The organism is Brevundimonas viscosa, from assembly GCF_900116065.1.
Lineage (GTDB): Bacteria > Pseudomonadota > Alphaproteobacteria > Caulobacterales > Caulobacteraceae > Brevundimonas > Brevundimonas viscosa.
In genome coordinates this window covers 24348-43845 of the sequence record NZ_FOZV01000005.1, presented here as the reverse complement: position 1 = coordinate 43845, position 19498 = coordinate 24348, and the positions used below count along the sequence as shown (strand labels likewise).

Annotated in this window: 23 protein-coding genes; 21 read left to right on the top strand and 2 right to left on the bottom strand. The window is 72.2% G+C overall.

Features of this window, described 5'->3' with window-relative positions; genetic code table 11:
• Positions 1-84: 84 nt before the first annotated feature.
• Entirely contained in the window at positions 85-1047 is a 963-nt protein-coding gene (locus BM333_RS10330; protein ID WP_245777230.1) for a hypothetical protein, read from the bottom strand.
• A gap of 134 nt (positions 1048-1181) precedes the next feature.
• Between BM333_RS10330 and BM333_RS10325 the strand changes: the two genes are divergently transcribed.
• From BM333_RS10325 to BM333_RS10300, 6 genes are read left to right on the top strand one after another with little or no spacing between them, the layout of a single operon-like run.
• Positions 1182-2264, top strand: coding sequence for an MBL fold metallo-hydrolase (locus BM333_RS10325; protein WP_177221867.1), 1083 nt, complete (start codon positions 1182-1184; stop codon positions 2262-2264).
• Positions 2261-3034 carry an enoyl-CoA hydratase-related protein gene (locus tag BM333_RS10320; protein WP_092310858.1) on the top strand — a complete coding sequence of 258 codons (774 nt, stop codon included), beginning with the start codon at positions 2261-2263 and terminating at the stop codon, positions 3032-3034. The genes BM333_RS10325 and BM333_RS10320 overlap by 4 nt, the downstream gene beginning before the upstream one ends.
• 35 nt (positions 3035-3069) lie before the next feature.
• A complete protein-coding gene (locus BM333_RS10315) occupies positions 3070-3555 on the top strand; it encodes a GNAT family N-acetyltransferase (protein WP_092310855.1) in 486 nt (161 codons plus the stop codon).
• A 39-nt stretch (positions 3556-3594) separates the two neighbouring features.
• Entirely contained in the window at positions 3595-4161 is a 567-nt protein-coding gene (locus tag BM333_RS10310) for a DUF1285 domain-containing protein (protein ID WP_177221866.1), read from the top strand.
• Positions 4158-4820: a CoA pyrophosphatase gene (locus BM333_RS10305; RefSeq protein WP_092310852.1), complete on the top strand. Its 663-nt coding sequence runs from the start codon at positions 4158-4160 to the stop codon at positions 4818-4820. The genes BM333_RS10310 and BM333_RS10305 overlap by 4 nt, the downstream gene beginning before the upstream one ends.
• A complete protein-coding gene (locus tag BM333_RS10300; protein WP_425425126.1) occupies positions 4817-6031 on the top strand; it encodes a CCA tRNA nucleotidyltransferase in 1215 nt (404 codons plus the stop codon). The genes BM333_RS10305 and BM333_RS10300 overlap by 4 nt, the downstream gene beginning before the upstream one ends.
• On the opposite strand, the gene BM333_RS10295 is transcribed toward BM333_RS10300, so the two are convergent.
• A complete protein-coding gene (locus tag BM333_RS10295; protein ID WP_092310849.1) occupies positions 6012-6995 on the bottom strand; it encodes an endonuclease/exonuclease/phosphatase family protein in 984 nt (327 codons plus the stop codon). The genes BM333_RS10300 and BM333_RS10295 overlap by 20 nt on opposite strands.
• 31 nt (positions 6996-7026) lie before the next feature.
• Between BM333_RS10295 and BM333_RS10290 the strand changes: the two genes are divergently transcribed.
• The 15 genes from BM333_RS10290 (at position 7027) to BM333_RS10225 (ending at position 19496) form a co-directional block, all read left to right on the top strand.
• Complete coding sequence (locus BM333_RS10290) at positions 7027-7506, top strand: DUF4112 domain-containing protein (protein ID WP_092310847.1); 480 nt, start codon at positions 7027-7029, stop codon at positions 7504-7506.
• Between the two features lie 150 nt (positions 7507-7656).
• A complete protein-coding gene (locus BM333_RS10285) occupies positions 7657-9123 on the top strand; it encodes a DUF2793 domain-containing protein (protein ID WP_092310845.1) in 1467 nt (488 codons plus the stop codon).
• Between the two features lie 45 nt (positions 9124-9168).
• Positions 9169-9438: a hypothetical protein gene (locus tag BM333_RS10280; RefSeq protein ID WP_092310843.1), complete on the top strand. Its 270-nt coding sequence runs from the start codon at positions 9169-9171 to the stop codon at positions 9436-9438.
• The gene (locus BM333_RS10275; RefSeq protein ID WP_092310841.1) at positions 9438-9821 is read left to right on the top strand and encodes a M15 family metallopeptidase; all 384 of its coding nucleotides are present in this window, start codon (positions 9438-9440) and stop codon (positions 9819-9821) included. Before BM333_RS10280 ends, BM333_RS10275 begins: the two co-directional genes overlap by 1 nt.
• Complete coding sequence (locus tag BM333_RS15965) at positions 9818-10303, top strand: hypothetical protein (protein WP_177221862.1); 486 nt, start codon at positions 9818-9820, stop codon at positions 10301-10303. Before BM333_RS10275 ends, BM333_RS15965 begins: the two co-directional genes overlap by 4 nt.
• Positions 10304-10313: 10 nt before the next feature.
• Entirely contained in the window at positions 10314-10442 is a 129-nt protein-coding gene (locus BM333_RS16260; RefSeq protein ID WP_281246049.1) for a hypothetical protein, read from the top strand.
• A gap of 306 nt (positions 10443-10748) precedes the next feature.
• Positions 10749-11573, top strand: coding sequence for a flagellin (locus BM333_RS10265; RefSeq protein ID WP_092310837.1), 825 nt, complete (start codon positions 10749-10751; stop codon positions 11571-11573).
• An 86-nt stretch (positions 11574-11659) separates the two neighbouring features.
• The gene (locus BM333_RS16150; protein WP_092310835.1) at positions 11660-11950 is read left to right on the top strand and encodes a flagellar protein FlaG; all 291 of its coding nucleotides are present in this window, start codon (positions 11660-11662) and stop codon (positions 11948-11950) included.
• 129 nt (positions 11951-12079) lie between these two features.
• The gene (locus BM333_RS10255) at positions 12080-12919 is read left to right on the top strand and encodes a flagellin (protein WP_092310833.1); all 840 of its coding nucleotides are present in this window, start codon (positions 12080-12082) and stop codon (positions 12917-12919) included.
• Between the two features lie 267 nt (positions 12920-13186).
• Positions 13187-15910, top strand: a complete 2724-nt coding sequence (locus tag BM333_RS10250; RefSeq protein ID WP_092310831.1) for an NHL repeat-containing protein — start codon at positions 13187-13189, stop codon at positions 15908-15910.
• Between the two features lie 64 nt (positions 15911-15974).
• Positions 15975-16649 carry a hypothetical protein gene (locus BM333_RS10245; protein WP_092310827.1) on the top strand — a complete coding sequence of 225 codons (675 nt, stop codon included), beginning with the start codon at positions 15975-15977 and terminating at the stop codon, positions 16647-16649.
• Positions 16649-17074, top strand: coding sequence for a hypothetical protein (locus BM333_RS10240; protein WP_092310824.1), 426 nt, complete (start codon positions 16649-16651; stop codon positions 17072-17074). The genes BM333_RS10245 and BM333_RS10240 overlap by 1 nt, the downstream gene beginning before the upstream one ends.
• A 148-nt stretch (positions 17075-17222) precedes the next feature.
• The gene (gene ssb, locus BM333_RS10235; protein ID WP_092310820.1) at positions 17223-17702 is read left to right on the top strand and encodes a single-stranded DNA-binding protein; all 480 of its coding nucleotides are present in this window, start codon (positions 17223-17225) and stop codon (positions 17700-17702) included.
• A gap of 16 nt (positions 17703-17718) precedes the next feature.
• Positions 17719-19026 (top strand): SDR family oxidoreductase, encoded by a 1308-nt coding sequence (locus tag BM333_RS10230; protein WP_092310817.1) that lies wholly within the window; start codon positions 17719-17721, stop codon positions 19024-19026.
• A complete protein-coding gene (locus BM333_RS10225; RefSeq protein ID WP_245777229.1) occupies positions 19023-19496 on the top strand; it encodes a DUF2269 family protein in 474 nt (157 codons plus the stop codon). Before BM333_RS10230 ends, BM333_RS10225 begins: the two co-directional genes overlap by 4 nt.
• The last annotated feature ends 2 nt before the right edge of the window (positions 19497-19498 follow it).

Below are 19498 nucleotides of genomic sequence, written 5' to 3'. Positions count from 1 at the left end.
GCCGGGTCTGTGAAGCGTCGATCGGCCGAACGAAAAACGCCCCGGAGTGTCCTCCGGGGCGTCCATCCGCTCGCTGGCGGTTCGTTACTGCTCGGGCGCCGGGGCGACGGCCGGCGCCGGCGTCAGGGTGCAGCCCCCGCCGATGCGCTGGGCGGTGGCGCAGGGGTAGATCTGCTGGGCCGCGTCGTCCTTGATGCGGGCGATGTAGCCTTCGCCTTCGGCGGCGCACTTCACCTCGAAGAAGCGGCCGTTGGCGTTGGAGCCCATCAGCCGCACCTGCTGGACGCTGCAATTCGCCGCCTCGGTGCCGGCCAGCTTGGCCTGCAGCGTGGCGTTCTGCTCCTCGGCGGTCGTGAAGCGGCACGTGCCGCCCACCGATGCCACCTGCAGGCAGTCCTGCAGCGTCCACTGCTCGCCGACCTTCTCCAGCCAGTAGCCGTCGACGCCGGCGCAGCCGACTTCGTAGACGACATTGTTGGCCTCGCTCTTGCCGACCGCGATGGCCTCGTCGACCGTGCAGGTCACGCCCGCCTCGCGCGCCCAGCCGCCGATCAGGGCGAGACCATTCTGGTTGGCGGGGAGAATGCACTGCTGGCCGACATCGGCGGCGGGGTCGCGCAGACGGGCGGTATAGGCCGTTCCCGCCAGTTCGAGGCAATTGAAGGTCTGCGGCGGGGTCGACGCGATCAGGATGTAGCCCGGGCCGCTGGCGCAGGCCGCCTCATAGACCTGGCTTTCACCGATCAGGCCCGGGTTGGCGGCCGCGGTCACCTGGCAGTCCACGCCGGCCGCCTGGGCCTGGGCCTGGGCGGCGGCGACGATCTGCTCGGGGGTCTGGGCGGCCGGCGCGGCCGGCTGCTCCTGCTCCCGGTTGCGGCGGTTGTTGGCCTGGTTGTCGCGGCGCGGAAGGATGCGATCGTTGCGCGAGAGGTCGCCGGACCGGTCCGGACGGGCGCCCGGGTCGGGGACCTGGGCGAAAGCGGGCTGGGCGGCTCCGAATACAAGGGCGACAGCGCCCGCCAGTCCGATCATCGTCTTGTTCAGCACGCCGGCCTCCGGTCGAGAAAAGGTCGCGACACCCATGGCGAGCGGGTGTGGCCGGGTCAAGGCGATAGAGTGGCCGGCTGGACGGCGCCGCCCCGCCGGGCTATCGATCGAATGCGTTTTGATTGGAGACGGACTTGGCGGACGGTGGTCCTGCAACGACGGCGGACCCGGGCGGGCGGGGCCTCCTCTATCCGTTCGCCGTCCCGCCGGCGTCGGGCGAGGCGGTCGAGGTCGCGTCCGGCGTCCTGTGGATGCGGCTGGCCATGCCGATGGCCCTCGATCACATCAATGTTTACGCCGTCCGCGACGGGGACGGGTGGACGCTCGTCGACACCGGCCTGAACCTGGCGTCCACGCAGGCCGAGTGGGAGGCGCTGCTGGCCGGACCCCTGGAGGGGCGGCCGGTGTCCCGGGTGATCTGCACCCACATGCATCCTGACCACATCGGCCTGGCCGGTTGGCTGTGCGAGCGGTTCCATGCGCCGCTGGCGATGACCCGACTGGAATACGTCACCGCCCGCATGCTGCTGGCCGACACGGGCCGACCTGCGCCGGAGAGCGGCGCTGTCTTCTACCGCGCGGCGGGCTGGAACGAGGCGCAGCTGGAAAGCTACCGGCGGGACTTCGGTCATTTCGGGCGCGCCGTGGCGCCGATGCCGGCGGGCTATGTCCGCATGCGCGAGGGCGACCGGGTGACCATCGGCGGCGCGGACTGGCGGGTGGTGGTCGGCGAGGGACACAGTCCCGAGCATGCCTGCCTGTGGCGCGAAGCCGACAGCGTGGTGCTGGGCGGGGACCAGATCCTGCCGAAGATCTCCTCGAACGTCTCGGTGTGGCCCACCGAGCCGGACGCCGATCCGCTGGGCGACTGGCTCGCCTCGCTGGAGCGCATGAAGACCGTTTTTCCGGATGAGGTGCTGGTGCTGCCGTCGCACGGCGAACCGTTCCGCGGCGTGCAGGCGCGCCTCGACGGCCTGCTGCGGGGCCACCGCACCGCCCTGCGCCGTCTCGAGCGGACGCTGGCGTCGCCGAAGCGGGCCGTGGACGTGTTTCCGGCCCTGTTCGCCCGCGCTGTCGGCGACGGCGTGCGGGGCATGGCGACCGGCGAGGCGGTGGCTCATCTCAACTATCTGCTCCGCCAGGGCCGCGCCGGGCGGACCCGCGACGCCGAGGGCGTCGACTGGTGGAGCGCTGCATCGAAAGGGGAGGCGGCATGACCGATCACATCACCACGGAACTGGCGGGAGGCGTGCTGACCGTCGCGCTGAACCGGCCGGAGAAGAAGAACGCCATCACCCAGGCGATGTATGCGGCCCTGTCCGAGGCGACAGAGCGGGCCCGCGCCGACGACGCGGTGCGCGTTCTGCTGTTCCGGGCCGAGGGCGACAGCTTCTCGGCCGGCAACGACATCGGCGACTTCATCGCCATCGGTTCGCAGACCGAGCAGCCGTTCGACATGTCGGTGTTCCGCTTCCTGAAGGCGCTCGCGGACCTCGACAAGCCCGCGGTGGCCGCGGTGCGAGGCCGCGCGGTCGGCATCGGCCTGACCCTGCTGCTTCACTGCGACATGGTCGTGGTGGCCGAGGACGCGCTGCTGTCGGCGCCTTTCGTCAACCTGGCCCTCGCCCCGGAGGCGGCCTCTTCCCTGCTGCTGCCGCAGGCGCTGGGTCACCAGCGGGCGTTCGAGATCTTCGCTCTCGGAGAGCCGATCGACGGCCGCACCGCCCTGGCCTGGGGCCTGGCGAACCGGGCCGTCCCCGCCGCCGAGGTCGAGGCCGCGGCGGCCGCGCTCGCGGCGAAGCTGGCTGCCCGGGCGCCCAATTCGCTGCGCAAGACCAAGCGGCTGATGCGGGACGCCGCCGCGCTTTGGAGCCGCATGCAGGTCGAGGGCGAGGCCTTCGGCAGCCAGATGAAGAGCCCCGAGGCCATGGAGGCCTTCATGGCCTTCACCCAGAAGCGGCCACCGGACTTCTCGAAAGCCGGTTGATTCGCGCCCGCGTCGGCCTTAGGTGCGCGCGCCCCATGACCCACGCGCCTCTTCCCGCCCCTGATGCCCTGTCCTGGCGGGTCGAGCCGGAAGCGGCCGCCGACGCCGCCGCCGTCGACGCCCTGGTGCTCGCCGCCTTCGGGCCGGGCCGGTTCGCCAAGACCGCCGAGCGCCTGCGCGAGGGGGCGCGGCCGGCGCATGGCTTCGTCATCCGCAGCGAGGGCCGCGTCATCGGCTCGGTGCGCCTGTGGCCCATCCGGGTCGGCCAGACGCCGGCCCTGTTCCTCGGCCCCATCGCCGTCGAGGCGGAGAGTCGCCGCGAGGGCATGGGCGCGGCCCTGGTCCGCGCCTGTCTCGACGCCGCCGACGGCCGGGGCGTGCTGCTGGTCGGGGACCCTCCGTACTTCGGGCGTTTCGGCTTCCGGCCGGCTCCGGGGACGCTACTGCCCGGGCCGGTGGACCCGCGGCGGGTGATGTGGCTGGGGACCGGCGAGCCCGAGGGCGACGTTCGCGTCAGCTGAATGCTTTGCGCCCGGCGCGGCGCGCCCTAAGTCTGGGTCATGGCCGAGCGTGGGGAAAACGGGACCGGACTCGCGGGCGTGAGCGCCGCGGCGCGACAGGCCCCCGGCCGCGGCCTGCCGCCGGTGCACCTGTGGAACCCGGCCCATTGCGGCGACATCGACATCGTCATCCGCCGCGACGGCGTGTGGATGCACGAAGGCTCGCCCATCGGCCGCCCGGAGCTCGTCCGGCTGTTCTCCACCGTCCTGCGCAAGGATCCGGACGGTTACTGCCTCGTCACCCCGGTCGAGAAGCTGACCATCCAGGTCGAGGATCTGCCGTTCCGCGCCGTCACGCTCGAGAGCCGCGGCGACGCGCTGGTCTTCACCACAGACGTCGGCGACGAGGTCGAGGCGGGGCCGGACCTGCCGATCGTGGTCGACACCGACCCCGTCAGCGAGGAGCCGTCGCCGCGCGTTCGTGTGCGCGCCGACCTGTGGGCCCGCATCGCCCGACCGGTCTTCTACCAGCTGGTGGAGATGGCGACCGTGGAGGAGGATCGTCTGACGGTGCGTTCCAGGGGCGCGGCCTTTCCGCTCGGCCCCGCCGGCGCGGGGCTGCCATGAGCCTCGCGACGCTCCGGCAGAGGCTGGTCGAGCGACTCGTCCCCGTCTCCGCGTGGTCGCCCGAAGACGCCGCCGTGCGCTCGGATTTCGACCTGAACCCTGAGGCCCGGCCGCCCGGTCGATCCCTGCGTCCCGCCGCGGTGCTCATCCCCGTCATCGCCCGGCCAGAAGGGGCGGCGGTGCTGATGACCCGCCGGTCCGACAGCCTCGCCAATCACACCGGCCAGATCGCCTTCCCCGGCGGCCGCCTCGACCCGGGCGAAACGGCGGCCCGGGCGGCCCTGCGCGAGGCGTGGGAGGAGGTCGCCCTCGATCCCGGCGTGGTCGAGGTGATCGGGCTCGCCGACGCCTACGAGACCGGCACCGGCTTTCTCGTCACCCCGGTGGTCGGCTGGCTCGCGGAAAGCCCGACGACCCGACCGTCGCCGGACGAGGTGGCCGAGGTGTTCGAGGTGCCGTGGGACTTCCTGATGGACCCGGCCAACCATCGCCGCGATTCCTATCAGCGCGACGGCGAGCCGCGGCGCTGGTTCTGGGCCATGCCGTGGGAGCATCGCTACATCTGGGGCGTCACCGCCGGCATCGTCCGCGCCCTCCGCGGCCGCCTGTACGGCGACGAGGAGGTCCCGGCGCTGGCCGTCGGGGAGGACGCGGCGTGATCCTGCAGGGGCAGGAGTGGCTCGACGCCGCCGCCACCCGCCGGGTCATGGCGGCGCTGGAGGCCGCCGGCGGCCCGGACTGCGCCCGCTTCGTCGGCGGCTGCGTGCGCAACGCCCTGATCGGCCAGCCCGTCGACGACGTCGATATCGCCACGACCCTGACGCCCGGGCAGACCGACCAGGCCATTCGCGCCGCCGGCCTGAAGGCGGTGCCGACCGGCCTCGCCCACGGCACGGTGACGGCCATCGCCGATCATCGCCCCTTCGAAATCACCACCCTGCGCCGCGACGTCTCCACCGACGGCCGCAACGCCACCGTCGCCTTCACCGACGACTGGGCCGAGGACGCGGGCCGCCGCGACTTTCGCCTCAACGCGCTCTACGCCGATGCGAAAGGGCGCATCCTCGATCCGACCGGAGAAGGCGTCGCCGACGCCCTGGCGGGCCGCATCGTATTCGTCGGCGATCCCGGAACCCGCATCCGGGAGGACTACCTGCGCATCCTGCGCTTCTTCCGCTTCTTCGCCTGGTACGGGCGGGGCGAGCCCGACGCCGCCGGTCTCGCCGCCTGCGCCGCCCTTGCGCCGGGGATGGGCCGTCTCTCGGCCGAGCGCGTCTCGAAGGAGTTGATCAAGCTTCTGGCCGCTCCCGATCCCGGCCCGGCGATGGCGGCCATGGACGCCGCCGGCGTGCTGGGGCGGATCCTCCCGGAAGGCGCCCTGTCGCCGGCCTTCGCCGGGATAGTCAGGCTGAGCGACGATCCCGTTCTGCGTCTCATGATCCTGACGCCCGCGGACGCGACCGTCACGGCCGAGGTCAGCCGGCGCCTGCGCCTGCCCAACCACACCCGCGACCGGCTCGCGGCCGCAGCGGTCGCGGGCGACGAGGTCGATCTGTCGATGACCGGGCCGCAGGTGCGCGCCGCCGTCTATCGCCATGGCGGCCGGGCCGTCGCCGACGCGCTCCTGCGTCGCTGCGCAGAACGGCCCGACGAGGCCTCGGCGGCGCACCGCCTGCGTGAGACGGCCGAGCGCTGGGAGCCGCCGAGACTGCCGGTCGGCGGCCGCGACCTGGCCCGGCTGGGCGTGCCGCCCGGGCCGGAGACGGGGCGGCTGCTCAAGGCTTTCGAGGCCGGCTGGATCGCCGACGATTTCCCGGAGGAGGGGCACGCGGCCCGGCTGGAGGCGCTGGTCAGGGACGGGCGCGGGTGAGTTCGACCACCACGGGCCGGTGATCCGAGCCGGTCGGTCGTCCCAGCCGCCGACCGGTCAGGGCGAGGTCCGGCGAACGCCAGACATGGTCGATCGTCACGCCCAGCGGTGAAGGCAGGCCCGCAGGCCAGGTGCCCGGGAAGCCGGGGGCGGGGAGCAGGCCGACGTCGCTCTTCATCTGACGACCGATCCGGGCCGACGACACGCTGTTGAAATCGCCCGCGACGACGACCGGCCCGTCCAGCGAGCGACGGATGTCGGTCAGGGCCATGGTCTGGGAAATCTGGCCCCACTGTTCCTGGAAGGGCCACGGCCGGGTCAGGTGAACCCCGACCACGTTCACCGGTCCGAGAGGCGTCCGGGCCACGGCCCCGACGGCGTGGAGACCATCGGGCCGGTCCGGGATGGCGGTCAACGGTCGCCGCGAGGCGATCACCGACCGGGCCGCTCCGCTGGCGCGGTCGATACGGGGGGTCACGACCCGGTGCGGGTAATCCGCGAGCAGGGCGTCCAGCCGGGCGGCGGGCGCGTCCCCCAGTTCGATCAGCACCACGATGTCTGCGTCCGCCTCGCGGATCGAGGCGGCGATGGCCGCCGTGTCCTCGTTCCGGGCCCACAGGTTGGCCGAGTAGAGGCGCAATCGGGGCCCGTCCGGAGCCGCCTCGCCGGTCGGCGGGAACCACTGCGGCCATGCGGCCAGCAGCAGGAGGCCGACGACCGCCGCCGCCCCGGCCGCCCACCGCAGGCGCCGCACCAGCAGGAAGGCGGCCGCCAGCCCCAGGGTCGGCGGCAGGGCGGGCGCGACGAACTGGGCCAGCAGATCCGGCCCCCGGTGTCCGAACCCGCTCAGGGCGGAGACGGCGATCGCCAGCGGCGCCGCCATCAGCGCCAGGGCCCCCAGCCGGACCAGTCGCCTCCCGGCCGGCGATGCGCCCTTGCCTTGGTGCTGAACGCGGGTCGTCATGGCGCGTTACGGTTCCGCTTCGGAGGATTGCATGGCCAGACGGACCATCGGCGATATCGAGAAAATCTGGTCCAATGTCGAGGGCGTGAAGAAGCTGTCCGACCGGGTCGTCGGCCTCGGCCCCTTCGGCATCGGCCTCGACGGTCTCCTGACCTGGATCCCGGTGGTCGGCACCGCCTACAGCGTCGGGACGGCCGGCTGGCTGCTGCTGCAGGCCGCGCGGGTGCGGGCCAGTCCCGGCACGGTGGTCCGCATGCTCGGCTACCTCGGCCTCGACAGCGCGATCACGGCGGTCGGGGAGGTCCCCTTCCTCGACTTTGTGCCCAGTGTCGCCGACATCCTGGTCCGCGGCCACCTGATGGCGGCCAAGGCCCTCCAGCGGGACATCGAGAGCACCCACTGGGTCGAGGCGAGCGAACGCGACGCCCGCGCTTCCGGCGAGCACGAGCGCCACCTCGCCACCCTTCGCAATGAGCCGAAGCTGCGCCGGATCGTCTATCTGCACGACTGATCGGGCGCCGGGAGTTAATGTTTAAATCCCGCAATTCCGCGCCACCGCTGTTTGATTCCCAAAGGAAAAGCAGGGGAGGCAGCGTCATAAGCCCGCCTGAGGAAGCGGCTCCCGCAGACTGATCTCCACACACCAGCCGGAGATCACATCATGAGCGAAGACCAGTCCGCTCGCCTCGGCCTGCCGTACCTCGCGGCCGGCCAGATGCAGAAGCACGTCACCCTGAACGAAGCCCTGACGCGGCTCGACGCGCTCGTCCAGTTGCGGGTCGAAAGCCGCTCGATGGTCGCGCCGCCGCCCGCCCCCGAGGACGGCTGGCTGTTCATCGTCCCGGACGCGGGCGACTGGCCGGGCTTCGCGGCCGGCGATCTTGTGCGGGTCGAGGGCGGCGCCTGGAGCCGGATCGAGGCGCCGCCGGGCGCGCTGGCCTGGGTCGGCGACGTCGGCCGGTGCGTGGTCCGCGAAGGCGACGGGTGGACCCCGCTCGGCGAGCGTCTGGGGGAAATCCGTGATCTGGACCGCTTCGGTCTCGCGGCCACGCCCGACGCGGCCAACCCTTTCCTTGTGCGCCTGAACAACGCCCTCTGGACCGCGCGGGAAACCTGGGCCGGCGGCGACGGCGACCTGCGCCTCGTCCTGAACAAGGAGACGCCGGGCGACGTCCTGTCGCTGTTGCTGCAGTCGGGCTGGAACGGCCGGGCGGAACTCGGCCTCGTCGGCGACGACGACCTCGTGCTCAAGGTCGGCGACGACGGCGGCCAGTGGCGCGAAGCCTTTCGCGTCGACCGGTCCACCGGCCGGGCGGCCTTTCCGGTCGGCGTCCTGCGGCGCGAGGCGACCGTTCTGGCGAACAGCGGCGCGTGGCAGCCGCCCGCGTGGGCGCGCACGGTCGAGGCTGTGCTGGTCGGCGCGGGCGGCGGCGGCGGCGCGGGCGCGGCCGGGCCATCCGGCGACCGGTTCGGCGGCGGCGGCGGAGGCGGCGGCGGCGTCGCACATTTCCACTGGCGCGCCGAGGACGTCGCGGCGGGGCTGACGGTCGTCGTCGGAGCCGGCGGCGCGGGCGGCATCGCGGCCGCCGGGCAATCCGGAGGCGACACACGCATCCTCCTCGGCGTCACCCAGCTGGCGGCCGCGGGCGGCGGGGCGGGCGGCGCCCTGGGCGGCGTCGCGGGCGGTGCCGGCGGGGCAGGCGGGACCGGTCTTCCGCGTGGGAACGCCGGCGGAGCGTCCGGAATCTCGGCGGACGGCGGGGCGGGCGAGGCCCTGGCGCGGCCCGACGGCCCCGGCGGCGGTGGCGGCGGCGGCGGCCTCGACTCGTCCGGCGTGGCGCGGGCCGGGGGGATCGGCGGCGACGGCGGCCTACTCGCGACGCCGGCCGCCGGCGGGAGCGGCGGGGCGTCGGCCGGCTCGCCCGGAGACACTGCGCCCCTGCCGGATATTCACTGGGCCGGAGGGGGCGGCGGCGGGGGCGGCGCCTCGGCCGCCGACGTCGGCTTCGACGGCGCCCAGGGGGGCGCGGCCGGGGGAGGTGGCGGAGGCGGCGGCGCAGGCGTGAACGGCGGCGGCTCCGGCGGGGCGGGCGCGGGCGGCGTCGTCTGGCTGATCGCCGCCGGATGAGCTCCTCGCCTGACCAGCCTCAACTTCCACACACCGGATATGATCATGAACCCCTCCTCTCACGACGCGCCGTCCCCCCTCGCCGAGGGCCGCTGGCTGTGGCGCCGCTTCTATGTCTTCGCCACCAGCGGCGCCGCCTGGCTGCTGCTCGACCGGCTGATCGCCATCGTGCCGCCGGCGGCCGCGCCCAGGCTGGCCCACGCCCTGATGGCCCTGCTGGCCCTGACCCTGGTCCTCTACCTCGTGGCGCCCAGCGCCCAGCAACTGATCGCCAGCCTGTCGCTGCTGCGGCCCGGCGACAGGGAGGACGGCTGATGGCCTTCCGTCTCTCCGAGCGCTCGATAAGGCGGCTGGCGGGCGTCCATCCGCGCCTCGTCGCCCTGGTCAAGGAAGCGGCGGCCCTGACGCCGGTCGACTTCATGGTCACCGAAGGCCTGCGGACGGCCGATCGCCAGGCGGCGCTGGTGCGCGCCGGGGCCAGCCGCACCCGCAACTCCCGTCACCTGACCGGCCATGCGGTGGACGTGGCCGCCCTCGTCGACGGCCAGGTGCGATGGGACTGGCCGCTCTATCCACGCATCGCCGCGGCGTTCAAGGCGGCCGCGGCGCGGCAGGGCACGCCGATCGTCTGGGGCGGGGACTGGCCGCGGCTGCGCGACGGGCCGCATTTCGAGCTCGACCGGAAGGCGTTCCCGTGAGCCCCCGGCACATCCTCCGGCTGGCCGGACCCGCCGCGACGGCGGTGCTGGTCGCAGCCGCCGTCGCGGCCCTCGTCCTTCTCGCCCACGGCCTGGGCTTTCGCTGGGACCCGTTCGACCGAACCGGGCGACAGATCGCCGCCGCCGAGGCCCGCGCGGCGGCGGCCGAGGCCGACGCGGCGGCCCGACGGCTCGAGCGGGAAGGCGCGGCGGCCCAGCGCCGACGCCTCGACATCCACCATCAACAGGCTCTGGCGCTCGAACGCGCGACCGCGCGCGCCGAGGCCGGAGCGAGGAGCGCCCATGACGCCGATCAACCCCTGGATCCCGACCGGGTCCGTCGCCTTGCTGATCATGATCGCGAGCTGTGCCGCATCGCCGCCCACCTCTGCGACCCCGCCGCGAATAGCTCTGCCGACGGAGGCGACGACACCCTGTCGGCTGGATCGCCTGCCGGACCAGCCGACGCTGGCGGATCTTGAGGCGGGCTATGTGGCGCGCGGCGCCGGGATCGTCGCCTGCGACGCCGCCCGGCGGATGGCGGTGGAGACGCTGGAGGCCGAGCGGGCCCTGCAGGATCGCTGGCGGGCCGGGACGGCCGGGAGAGGGCGGAACCGGTGATCCGGCCGACGGCGATGGCGCTCGTGGCAGGTTTGGCAGGTTTGGCAGGTTTGGCGCCCCGAATTCGCGCCATCTCCGCCGGTAGCCCGGCAACATTTTCCGGGCGCCCTGCAGCTTCTGCCGGGCGGCGGCACAACTTGCCGGGCTGCCGGCGTGCTTAACAGGAACTACCGCAGCGAAATCAACGATCGGTCGGGTGGCACGCCCCGGCGTCCGACTGGTCCCATCCTTGCTGCGGCCGGTGCGAGCAAAATGCTCCCGGCAGCCAAAATGGCGTCGGACACCTTGAAAGAAGGACTACGTGCCATGGCGCTGAACAGCGTTAACACGAACGTGGGCGCGATGATCGCCCTCCAGAACCTGCAGGTCACGAACAGTGAACTGAGCACGGTTCAATCCCGCATCAACACCGGCAAGAAGGTCGCGTCCGCCAAGGACAACGGCGCTGTCTGGGCGATCGCCCAAGGCCAGCGTGCCGAGATGGCCGCCCTGAACGCCGTCAAGGACAGCCTGAACCGTGGCCAGTCGGCCGTGGACGTCAGCCTGGCCGCGGGTGAGAGCGTCTCCGACCTGCTGATTCAGCTGAAAGAGAAGGCCCTCGCCGCCAAGGACACCTCGCTGACCTCGGATGCGCGTGCGGCCCTGGCTGCGGATTTCGTTTCGATCCGCGACCAGATCGGCACGGTGGTGGCCAACGCCAAGTTCAACGGGGTCAACCTGCTGGACGGCACCGCGACGAACGGCTTCAAGGCCCTGGCCAACGTCGGCGGCACCTCCACGATCGACGTGGCGAGCCAGACGATGACCCTCACGGCCCTGGGCATCAACGCCAGCGTCCTCACCGACGCGACCACGGCCGGCACCGCCCTGACCGCTGTCGACGGCGCCATCAAGAGCGTCTCGTCCAAGCTGGCCAAGCTCGGCACCGGCTCGAAGTCGCTCGGCACTCACGCGACCTTTGTCGGCAAGCTCCAGGACAGCCTGGAATCCGGCATCGGCAACCTCGTGGACGCCGATCTGGCCAAGGAAAGCGCCCGGCTGCAGTCGCTGCAAACCAAGCAACAGCTGGGTGTGCAGGCGCTGTCGATCGCCAACTCCTCGACCTCCATCCTGCTCGGACTGTTCCGCTAAGGATCGACGGAAGGGCGGGGCTTCGGCCCCGCCCGACCGGTCCGGGCCCCTAAGGGAGCCGCCGGCGAAGGCCGCCGGAAGGAGTGATGCAGAACAATGCGAAAATAGACCCCGTCGTCGTCGCCACGACCGTTACCGCCGCCGCAGGTTCCAGCGCCAGCGGCGATTTCCGCGATTCCCGCGCGCAGCAGGAAGCCGACCAGGCCGCCCGCTACCGCCTGGTGATCGAGGAGGGCCCGCTGGCCGGCTCCTTCATCTACAAGACCCTGGACCGGGTGACCGGCGAGGTGGTGAAGCAGCTGCCCCGCGAACAGGTCGTCGAGATGATGCGCGCCGCCGCCTACAACGCCGGCGCGGTGATCGACACCCGGGCCTGAGCCGCATCCCCGTCGACTATCCGCCGCGCAGGAGCGATCCGCGCGGTTAAGCTGCGTGGTTAGCGGCCGTTAACCATGTGTCCACGCTTCGACGTCTAGCCTGACTCAAACCTGAAAGGGCTGAGTCGGATGACGAATAGCGTCCATACCAATGCTTCCGCCGCCATCGCGCTGCAGAACCTGTCCAGCACGAACAGCCGGCTCGGCGACGTGCAGAGCCGAATCTCGACCGGGCTGAAGGTCCAGGGGGCGAAGGACAACGCCGCGATCTGGGCCATCGCCCAGCAGCAGCGCGCCGACGTCGGCGCCCTGAGCGCGGTCAAGCAGAGCCTGGACCGCGCCACCTCGATCGCCGATGTGGCCCTGTCGGCGGGCGAATCGATCTCGGACCTGCTCAACCAGCTCAAGGAGAAGGTCGTCGCGGCGAAGGACTCATCGCTGAAGACCCAGTCGCGCGAGCTGCTCAACGCCGATTTCCAGGCGCTGCTCCGCGCCATCGCCTCCGCCGTCGACAACGCCACCTTCGATGGCGCCAACATCCTGAACGGCACCCTGACCACCGGCATCGCCTTCCTCGCCAACGCCGACGCTTCGGGAACCGTGACGCTTTCCGCCAAGGACCTTACCCTCGGCGGCGGGATCATCGAACTGACGACCGCCACGGACTCTCTCCTGACGCTCACCGGCGCCGACCAGGCCCTGACCCGTCTCGACAATTCCATCGGCCAGCTGAACGCGGCGCTGGGCGAGCTGGGGGCGCAGGCCAAGCAGATCGAGGCCCACGGCAACTTCGTCACCAAGCTGGTGGACACGCTCGAGTCCGGGATCGGCAATCTCGTCGACGCCGACCTGGCCAAGGAGAGCGCCCGACTTCAGGCGTTGCAGGTGCAGCAGCAGCTGGGCGCGCAGTCCCTGTCGATCGCCAACCAGGCCCCGCAGATCATCCTGTCGCTGTTCCGCGGCGGCTGATCTGCGGCCATCAGCCGGGGCGACGGTGTCCGATGTAGACGGGGGCCGGACGTCGGCGGCTCGCCGCGCGGGCGCCGAAACCATACAGGGAAAGCAGGGATCTCAAGGCGTCGAGGAAAGCGGTCATGGGCGGTCCCTCCGCATGCGGCCTGCCGTAAACGACGACCACGGATCATTGTTCCCTGAGTCGCGCGGCCTGTCTCCCGGCCGCCGCGCGTTAACGCTCCCTTACCGTCAAGCCCGCAGACTGGACCGCGGGAGCGCGCCGTGATCGACAACAGCTATCTGCTCGGGCTTTTCGGAGGGACGCCGCTGTCGTCGGCGACGACCGCCGGACTGCCGGCGGCCGCGTCGAGGAAGGCCCAGCCGACGCCGCCCTGGTCCAGCTCCGCCCAAGCGCCGGAACGCAGCGCCGTGCTCCGCGCCGCCATGGCCGGCCGCAGCTTCATCGACGAGGACGCGGCGCGTCTCGACGTCAAGGGCGCCTCCGCCGACTATCGCAAGCTGTTCGCCCTGTACCGGGGTCTGGATACGCTGAATGTGCTCGTCAATCGGGCGGCGGCCAAGGGCGTCGGGGCGCTCGAGGCGGGCCAGCTGCAGAAACGGTTCTCCGCGGGGCTGGCCGAGATCGGCAGCTGGCTGCAGACGGCGGAGTTCGACGGCGTGCGTATGGTCCAGGGGACGACGGCGTCGCGGAGCAAGTCCACCGCCGCGGTGCCGCGCGACAGCGCCATATCGATCACCGGCCCGATCCACGAAGGCTCGCCCGACTCGCCGGTCGCGGCCTTCGCCGGCGACGTGCGCTTCGACATCGTCGTGCGCCGCAGCGACAACAGCACGCAGACGGTGGCGATCGATCTGGCCGCCATGGGCGCCGAGCCGCGGACCCTGACCAAGGTCCTGGAGCACATCAACGGCAAGCTGGAGGCGGCCGGGCTGCAGACGCGGATGGGCCGCGAGCTGATCAAGGCCGAGGCGCGCACGGTCACCGTCAGCGGCAAGGCCGTGGCCTTGCCCGCCGGGCCTGACCGCTACGCCCTGGCGGTGCGGGGCGTCTCTACGGAAGCCGTCAGCTTCGCGCCGGCCGAAACCGCCGACGCCGTCTATGTGGTGCAGGCGGCCGGGACCGCCGGCGGTCTCCAGATGCTGAAGTTCCAGAGCGACACCGGCGCGGCTGCACCCCCGCCTGCCGCCCGCGTGGGCGAGACGCACTGGGTCGACGGCCGCGCCTCCCAGACGGGTCTCCCGGAGGGCGTCGAAACGGTGCGGGCCAGCGCCGCGGCGGCCGACGGCTCGGTCTGGCTGGTGGCCGACCTGGAGGCCGGACCGGACGATCAGCCGATCAAGGGCGAACGCGACGTGGCCCTGATCAAGCTGGACTCCGCCGGAAGGGTGGTCACGACCCGGGCCCTGGGCGCGGCGTCGAGCGCGAGCGGCTACGCCATCGCCGTCGACGCCGACGGCCGGGTGGCGGTCGCCGGCTCGGTGACCGGCGCCCTGGAGCCGGGGCAGTCCGGCGACGTCGCCTCGGGCGTCGACAGCTTCGTCACCGTCTTCGACGCCGAGGGAGAGGAGCTCTGGACCCGCCGGCGCGGAGCGCGCGCCGAGGACGAGGCGACCTCCGTGGCCTTCGGGCCCAACGGCACGGTCTACGTGGCCGGTCGCGCCAGATCGGCCATGCCGGGCGCGGCGAGCGCGGGCGGCTGGGACGGGTATGTCCAGGGCTGGAGCGAGAGCCAGGCGCACCAGTTCGCGCCGATAACGGCCTCTCTGACCGGCGTCGCGCAGTTCGGAACCGCCGGCGCCGACGGGGTCGACGCGGTCGCCGTGGACGGGACCACGCTCTACGCCGCCGGTGTCGAGAGCGGCCGGATCGTGGTGCGTCGCTTCTCGCTGGATCCGTCCGGCCGACCGACCCTCGAGGCGTCGAGGGATCTCGGGGAGGCGAGCGGCGAGGTCGCCGGCCTCGCCGTATCGGGCGGCCAGCTGATCGTCACCGGAACGACCCGCAACGCCGCCCTCGACGTCGGCGCCGTGACCAGCGCGCACCACGGGGGTCGCGACGCCTTCGTGGCCATGATCGACAGCGGCCTTGCGGCTTCGGCCGCGGATCGCCTCACCTACGTCGGCGGCGCGGGCGACGACACCGTCGCGGACATAAAGGTGCAGAACGGCAAGGTCTGGGTGACCGGGGTCGCCGATCGCCCGGAGGGCGCGAAGGAGACCGATCCGACCGCGGCCTATCTGGCGCGGATCGACCCGACGACGGGCGGCCTCGAGTGGCGTCGCGACTGGCAGGGAGACGGCAACCAGGCGGCCCCGCTGACCCTGGCCACATCGGCGGGCGGAGCCAGCGTGCTCGACCGTCTGGGTCTGCCCCAGGGCGAGATTGACCAGAAGCCCTCGCGTTCCCTGACCACCGCCACTGCGCTGCGCGTGGGCGACCGCTTCTACATTTCGCCTGCCGACGGCGGGCGGGCCGCGTCGGTGACGATCGAGGCCCGGGACACCCTGCAGTCATTGGCCCGCAAGATCGAACAGGCCTCCAGAATGAAGCTGAAGGTCACGGTCGCGTCGGAATCGGCCGAAGCGCCCCGCGCCGGAGAGGCGGCGCAGGCGCTGCACGCCGGCGTCCAGCGCCTGTCGATCGTCGCCCGCGACGGGGGGGCCGGGGCGGTGCTGAGCGCCGGCGAGACCGGTCGCGACGCGCTTGCGGGTCTCGGCCTGTCGCCCGGCTATATCGGCCAGACGAGCGGCGACGACGTGGTCCGGACCTTTGGTCTGGCGCTGCCCGCAAACCTTCATCTGGGCGCTCCGGAATCGGTCAAGGCCGCCGGGGAGGCCCTGCAGGCCGCGATGAAAGGTGTCCGCGACGCCTATCGCGCGCTCGCGCCGGCGTCGACCTTGCCCACGGCGACGGGACCCGCCCCCGCCTACCTGACGGCGCAGCTGGCCAACTACCAGGCTGCACTGGCGCGCCTGGGCGGCTGACGAATCGCGTTGACGACGGCGTCTCGCGCGGGGTTATTGGACTCTCCATCGACGCGAGCCGTGAATGCCCAGGGACAACCGTATCCTCATCGCGATCGGAGCCGGCGCAGCCGTCATCCTGGCCGTGATCCTCGCCCTGGTTTTCTCCGGCGGTCGCGAACGCAATGCGGAGCCGCCGCCGGCCGCGCAGGGCGGGCTGACGGTCGACGTGGCCGAGGCGCCGACGCTCGACGCCACCCGCGAGCTGAGATGCTATGTTGCGGGACAGTTCGTGGGCATGGCCACGCTGGCCGACTGCGCCCGACGCAACGGTCTCGCCACCGACGCCCTGGACGTGGGCATTGACGAGACGGGCGCGCTCGTCGCCGCGCCGACGGCGTCGTTCGCGCCTCCGCCGTCGGAGCCCCCGGTGGAACTCACGGAGTCCGCTCCTGTCCCCGCCGCGGTTGACAGCACCGAGCCCGCGCAGCCGTCGCCGCAGCCTGCCGTCGCCGTGGGACAGTGCCTGCGTCATACAGGCTCCGAATGGCGCATGCTGTCGTCCAGCATGACGCTCAACGCCTGCGTCCAGGCTCTCTATTCCGGCACCTGCGTACGGCCGGGCGACGCCCAGTACGGGCGCTGGGGCGAGACCACCCTGCGTCTGGTGCCGCGCCGGGTCGAACAATCGCCAGACAACAACCGCTTCACCACCCTGGCGGAGCAGGACCGCAGCTGCCAGTTCCCGGGGCTTCGTTGATGCGCCTTCCCTCGATCCTGACCCTTGGCCTGGCGGCCGGCGCCCTGGTCGCTTGCGGGCAGTCCACCCGGGCGCCGTTCGACCAGGGCGTCTGCTACGCCGTCGAGCCGGGCGCCGAGGGCGAGGCGCCGCGCTTCAACGTGGTGGCCGAAGATCAGCCGCAGATCGAATTCTGCGCCGCCCGTCTGGAAGAGATGCGCCTCCGTTTCCTGCGCATGGGTGGGAGCCGGCGCGAGATCGTCGGGGCTTACCAGGGCCGTTTCATCTTCATCGATCGGGCGGGCGTGTCGTTCAGCCAGACCCTCGAGGGCGCCCGCTTCATGGCCCTGGCCCGGACCGGCGATGGGCGCCTTGCAATCCCGGGCGCCATCCAGCGCGAGGTGGACGCGGCGCGTGCGGGCGGGGCTCCGCCCGCGGGCTCCTGAGGAACAAAGCTGGAACAAACCCCTGAGCTCGGCTAGGGTCGGGACGCGACCGGACCGCGCCTGTGGGAAACCCGGCCGTCCGATGAAAAACACGGCCCGGCGCCCGAGAAAGCGCGCTAGGCCAGCGAACGGAAAAAAGGAGCTCGAGATGGCGGGCAGCGTCAACAAGGTCATTCTGGTCGGCAACCTGGGGCGGGATCCGGAGATCCGCACCCTGAACAGCGGCGAGCGGGTCGCGAACCTGTCGCTGGCGACGTCGGAGACGTGGCGCGACAAGGCCAGCGGCGAACGCAAGGAGAAGACCGAGTGGCACCGCGTCGTCATCTTCAACGACAACATCGTCAAGGTCTGTGAGAACTACCTGAAGAAGGGCTCGACCGTTTACGTCGAGGGCCAGCTCCAGACCCGCAAGTGGACCGACCAGCAGGGCGTCGAGAAATACTCGACCGAGGTGGTGATCCAGAAGTTCAAGGGCGAACTGACCATGCTGGGCGGTCGCGGCGATGGCGGCGGCATGTCCCGCGGCGGCGGCGACGACGATTACTCGTCCGGCTTCTCCACCGGCGGCGCCAACAAGCCTTCCGGCCCACGCGAGAGCTATGACCTGAACGACGACATCCCGTTCTGACGTCAGGACGCACGCCATGACGTCGCGGGGGCGCGTTCTGGTGCTGGGGGCGAACGGCTTCATCGGCAGCCATGTGGCCGCAGCCCTTGCGGCGGCGGGGTGGACCGTCCGCGCCGGCGCCCGCCGACCGGCCGAGGCGGCGCGACGCGCGCCGCAGTATGAGTGGGCCGTGGCCGACTTCCGCACCCTCGGCGCCCCCGCGGCCTGGGAGGCGCTGCTGGAGGGGGTCGAAGCGGTGGTGAACTGCGTCGGCGTCCTTCAGGACGGCGGCGGCGACGATATCCGGGCCGCGCACGTGCTCGGGCCCCGCGCCCTGATCGCCGCCTGCGAGGCGGCGGGCGTGAACCGCCTGGTCCACCTGTCCGCCGTGGGCGCGGAGGATGCCGCGGGCACGGCCTACGCCCGCACCAAGGCCGAGACCGAGCGTATGGTCCAGTCCAGCCGGCTGGAGTGGACGATCCTGCGCCCCTCGCTGGTTCTCGGGCGCGGCGCATTCGGCGGCACCGGGCTGATCCGGGCGCTGGCCGCGTTTCCGGGCGTCATCCCCGTCGTGGGCGGCGCGCAGGCGGTGCGGCCGGTCGCCATGGACGATCTCACCGCCGCCGTCGTCGCTGCGCTCGACCGGCCGCAAGCGGTTCGCCGGCGCTTCGACGTCGCCGGTCCCCGACGTCTCAGCCTGGACCAGCTTCTCAAACTCTATCGGGGCTGGCTCGGCCTGCCCGCGGCGCCGGTGATTCGCGTGCCGCGCGCCATCGCGGCTCCGGCGCTTCGTCTCGGAGACCTGCTGGCCCGGATGGGCTGGTTCTCGCCCCTGACCTCGACCTCCATGCGTCAGCTCGACCATGACGTCGCCGGCCGGGACGACGATTGGCAGGAGGCCCTGGGCGTCAGGGCCCGCGACCCGGCCGCCGCCCTGTCCGCGACCCCTGCCTCGGTCCAGGACGTCTGGCACGCCCGCCTCTGGTTCGTGCGGCCGGTGGCGATCGCGGCGCTGGGCCTGTTCTGGCTGCTGACCGGACTGATCACCTTCGGCCCTGGCTGGGAGCGGGCGATCACCGTGCTGCACGAGGGCGGCTATGGCCGCTGGGCCGGCGCCATCGCCGGGTGGGGCGCGGCGCTGGACGTGGCCCTCGGCCTGGCCCTGTTCGCCCGTCCGTGGACGGCGCGGGTGGCGATCGTCATGGCGGCCGCCACGGTCGGCTATCTCGTCGCCGCGACCCTCAGCCTGCCTCAGTACTGGGTGGATCCGCTCGGCCCCTGGCTGAAGGTGGTCCCGATGATGGCCCTGTGTCTGTTCGTGGCGGCGACGGACGCCCGGCGATGATCGACGCCTACGTCCTCCTGAAGCTGGTCCACATCCTCTCGGCGGCCGTGCTGTTCGGGACGGGGGCGGGAATCGCCTTTTTCATGGTTCGCGCCCGGCGCACGCGCGACCCGTCTGTGGCCGCGGCGGTGGGGCGGATGGTGGTGCTGGCCGATTTCCTCTTCACGGCCACGGCCGTGGTGGTCCAGCCGCTCAGCGGGCTGGCGTTGATCCGTCTGCAGGGCTACCGCCTGGACGAGCCGTGGCTGCTGGCCAGCTACGCCCTGTTCCTCCTCGTCGGCGCCTGCTGGCTGCCCGTGGTCTGGATCCAGCAGAGGCTCGCCCGCCTGGCGGCGGCGGCGGCGGACGCGGGGGCGCCCCTGCCGCCGGCCTACGACCGCCTGTACCGGATCTGGTTCGTGCTGGGCTGGCCCGCTTTCGCCGGGGTGATCGGCATATATGTGCTGATGCTGTCCCGGCCGTCGGTCTGATC

What these genes read in the sequence shown, in the direction of transcription:
- BM333_RS10230 (WP_092310817.1), top strand. Translation starts at nt 17,719, where the DNA reads ATGACGTCGCGGGGGCGCGTTCTGGTGCTGGGGGCGAACGGCTTCATC.
- BM333_RS10225 (WP_245777229.1), top strand. Translation starts at nt 19,023, where the DNA reads ATGATCGACGCCTACGTCCTCCTGAAGCTGGTCCACATCCTCTCGGCG.
- BM333_RS10295 (WP_092310849.1), bottom strand. Translation starts at nt 6,995, where the DNA reads ATGACGACCCGCGTTCAGCACCAAGGCAAGGGCGCATCGCCGGCCGGG.
- BM333_RS10285 (WP_092310845.1), top strand. Translation starts at nt 7,657, where the DNA reads ATGAGCGAAGACCAGTCCGCTCGCCTCGGCCTGCCGTACCTCGCGGCC.
- BM333_RS10305 (WP_092310852.1), top strand. Translation starts at nt 4,158, where the DNA reads ATGAGCCTCGCGACGCTCCGGCAGAGGCTGGTCGAGCGACTCGTCCCC.
- BM333_RS10315 (WP_092310855.1), top strand. Translation starts at nt 3,070, where the DNA reads ATGACCCACGCGCCTCTTCCCGCCCCTGATGCCCTGTCCTGGCGGGTC.
- BM333_RS10275 (WP_092310841.1), top strand. Translation starts at nt 9,438, where the DNA reads ATGGCCTTCCGTCTCTCCGAGCGCTCGATAAGGCGGCTGGCGGGCGTC.
- BM333_RS16150 (WP_092310835.1), top strand. Translation starts at nt 11,660, where the DNA reads ATGCAGAACAATGCGAAAATAGACCCCGTCGTCGTCGCCACGACCGTT.
- BM333_RS10245 (WP_092310827.1), top strand. Translation starts at nt 15,975, where the DNA reads ATGCCCAGGGACAACCGTATCCTCATCGCGATCGGAGCCGGCGCAGCC.
- ssb (WP_092310820.1), top strand. Translation starts at nt 17,223, where the DNA reads ATGGCGGGCAGCGTCAACAAGGTCATTCTGGTCGGCAACCTGGGGCGG.
- BM333_RS10320 (WP_092310858.1), top strand. Translation starts at nt 2,261, where the DNA reads ATGACCGATCACATCACCACGGAACTGGCGGGAGGCGTGCTGACCGTC.
- BM333_RS10290 (WP_092310847.1), top strand. Translation starts at nt 7,027, where the DNA reads ATGGCCAGACGGACCATCGGCGATATCGAGAAAATCTGGTCCAATGTC.
- BM333_RS10310 (WP_177221866.1), top strand. Translation starts at nt 3,595, where the DNA reads ATGGCCGAGCGTGGGGAAAACGGGACCGGACTCGCGGGCGTGAGCGCC.
- BM333_RS10255 (WP_092310833.1), top strand. Translation starts at nt 12,080, where the DNA reads ATGACGAATAGCGTCCATACCAATGCTTCCGCCGCCATCGCGCTGCAG.
- BM333_RS10240 (WP_092310824.1), top strand. Translation starts at nt 16,649, where the DNA reads ATGCGCCTTCCCTCGATCCTGACCCTTGGCCTGGCGGCCGGCGCCCTG.
- BM333_RS10280 (WP_092310843.1), top strand. Translation starts at nt 9,169, where the DNA reads ATGAACCCCTCCTCTCACGACGCGCCGTCCCCCCTCGCCGAGGGCCGC.
- BM333_RS10265 (WP_092310837.1), top strand. Translation starts at nt 10,749, where the DNA reads ATGGCGCTGAACAGCGTTAACACGAACGTGGGCGCGATGATCGCCCTC.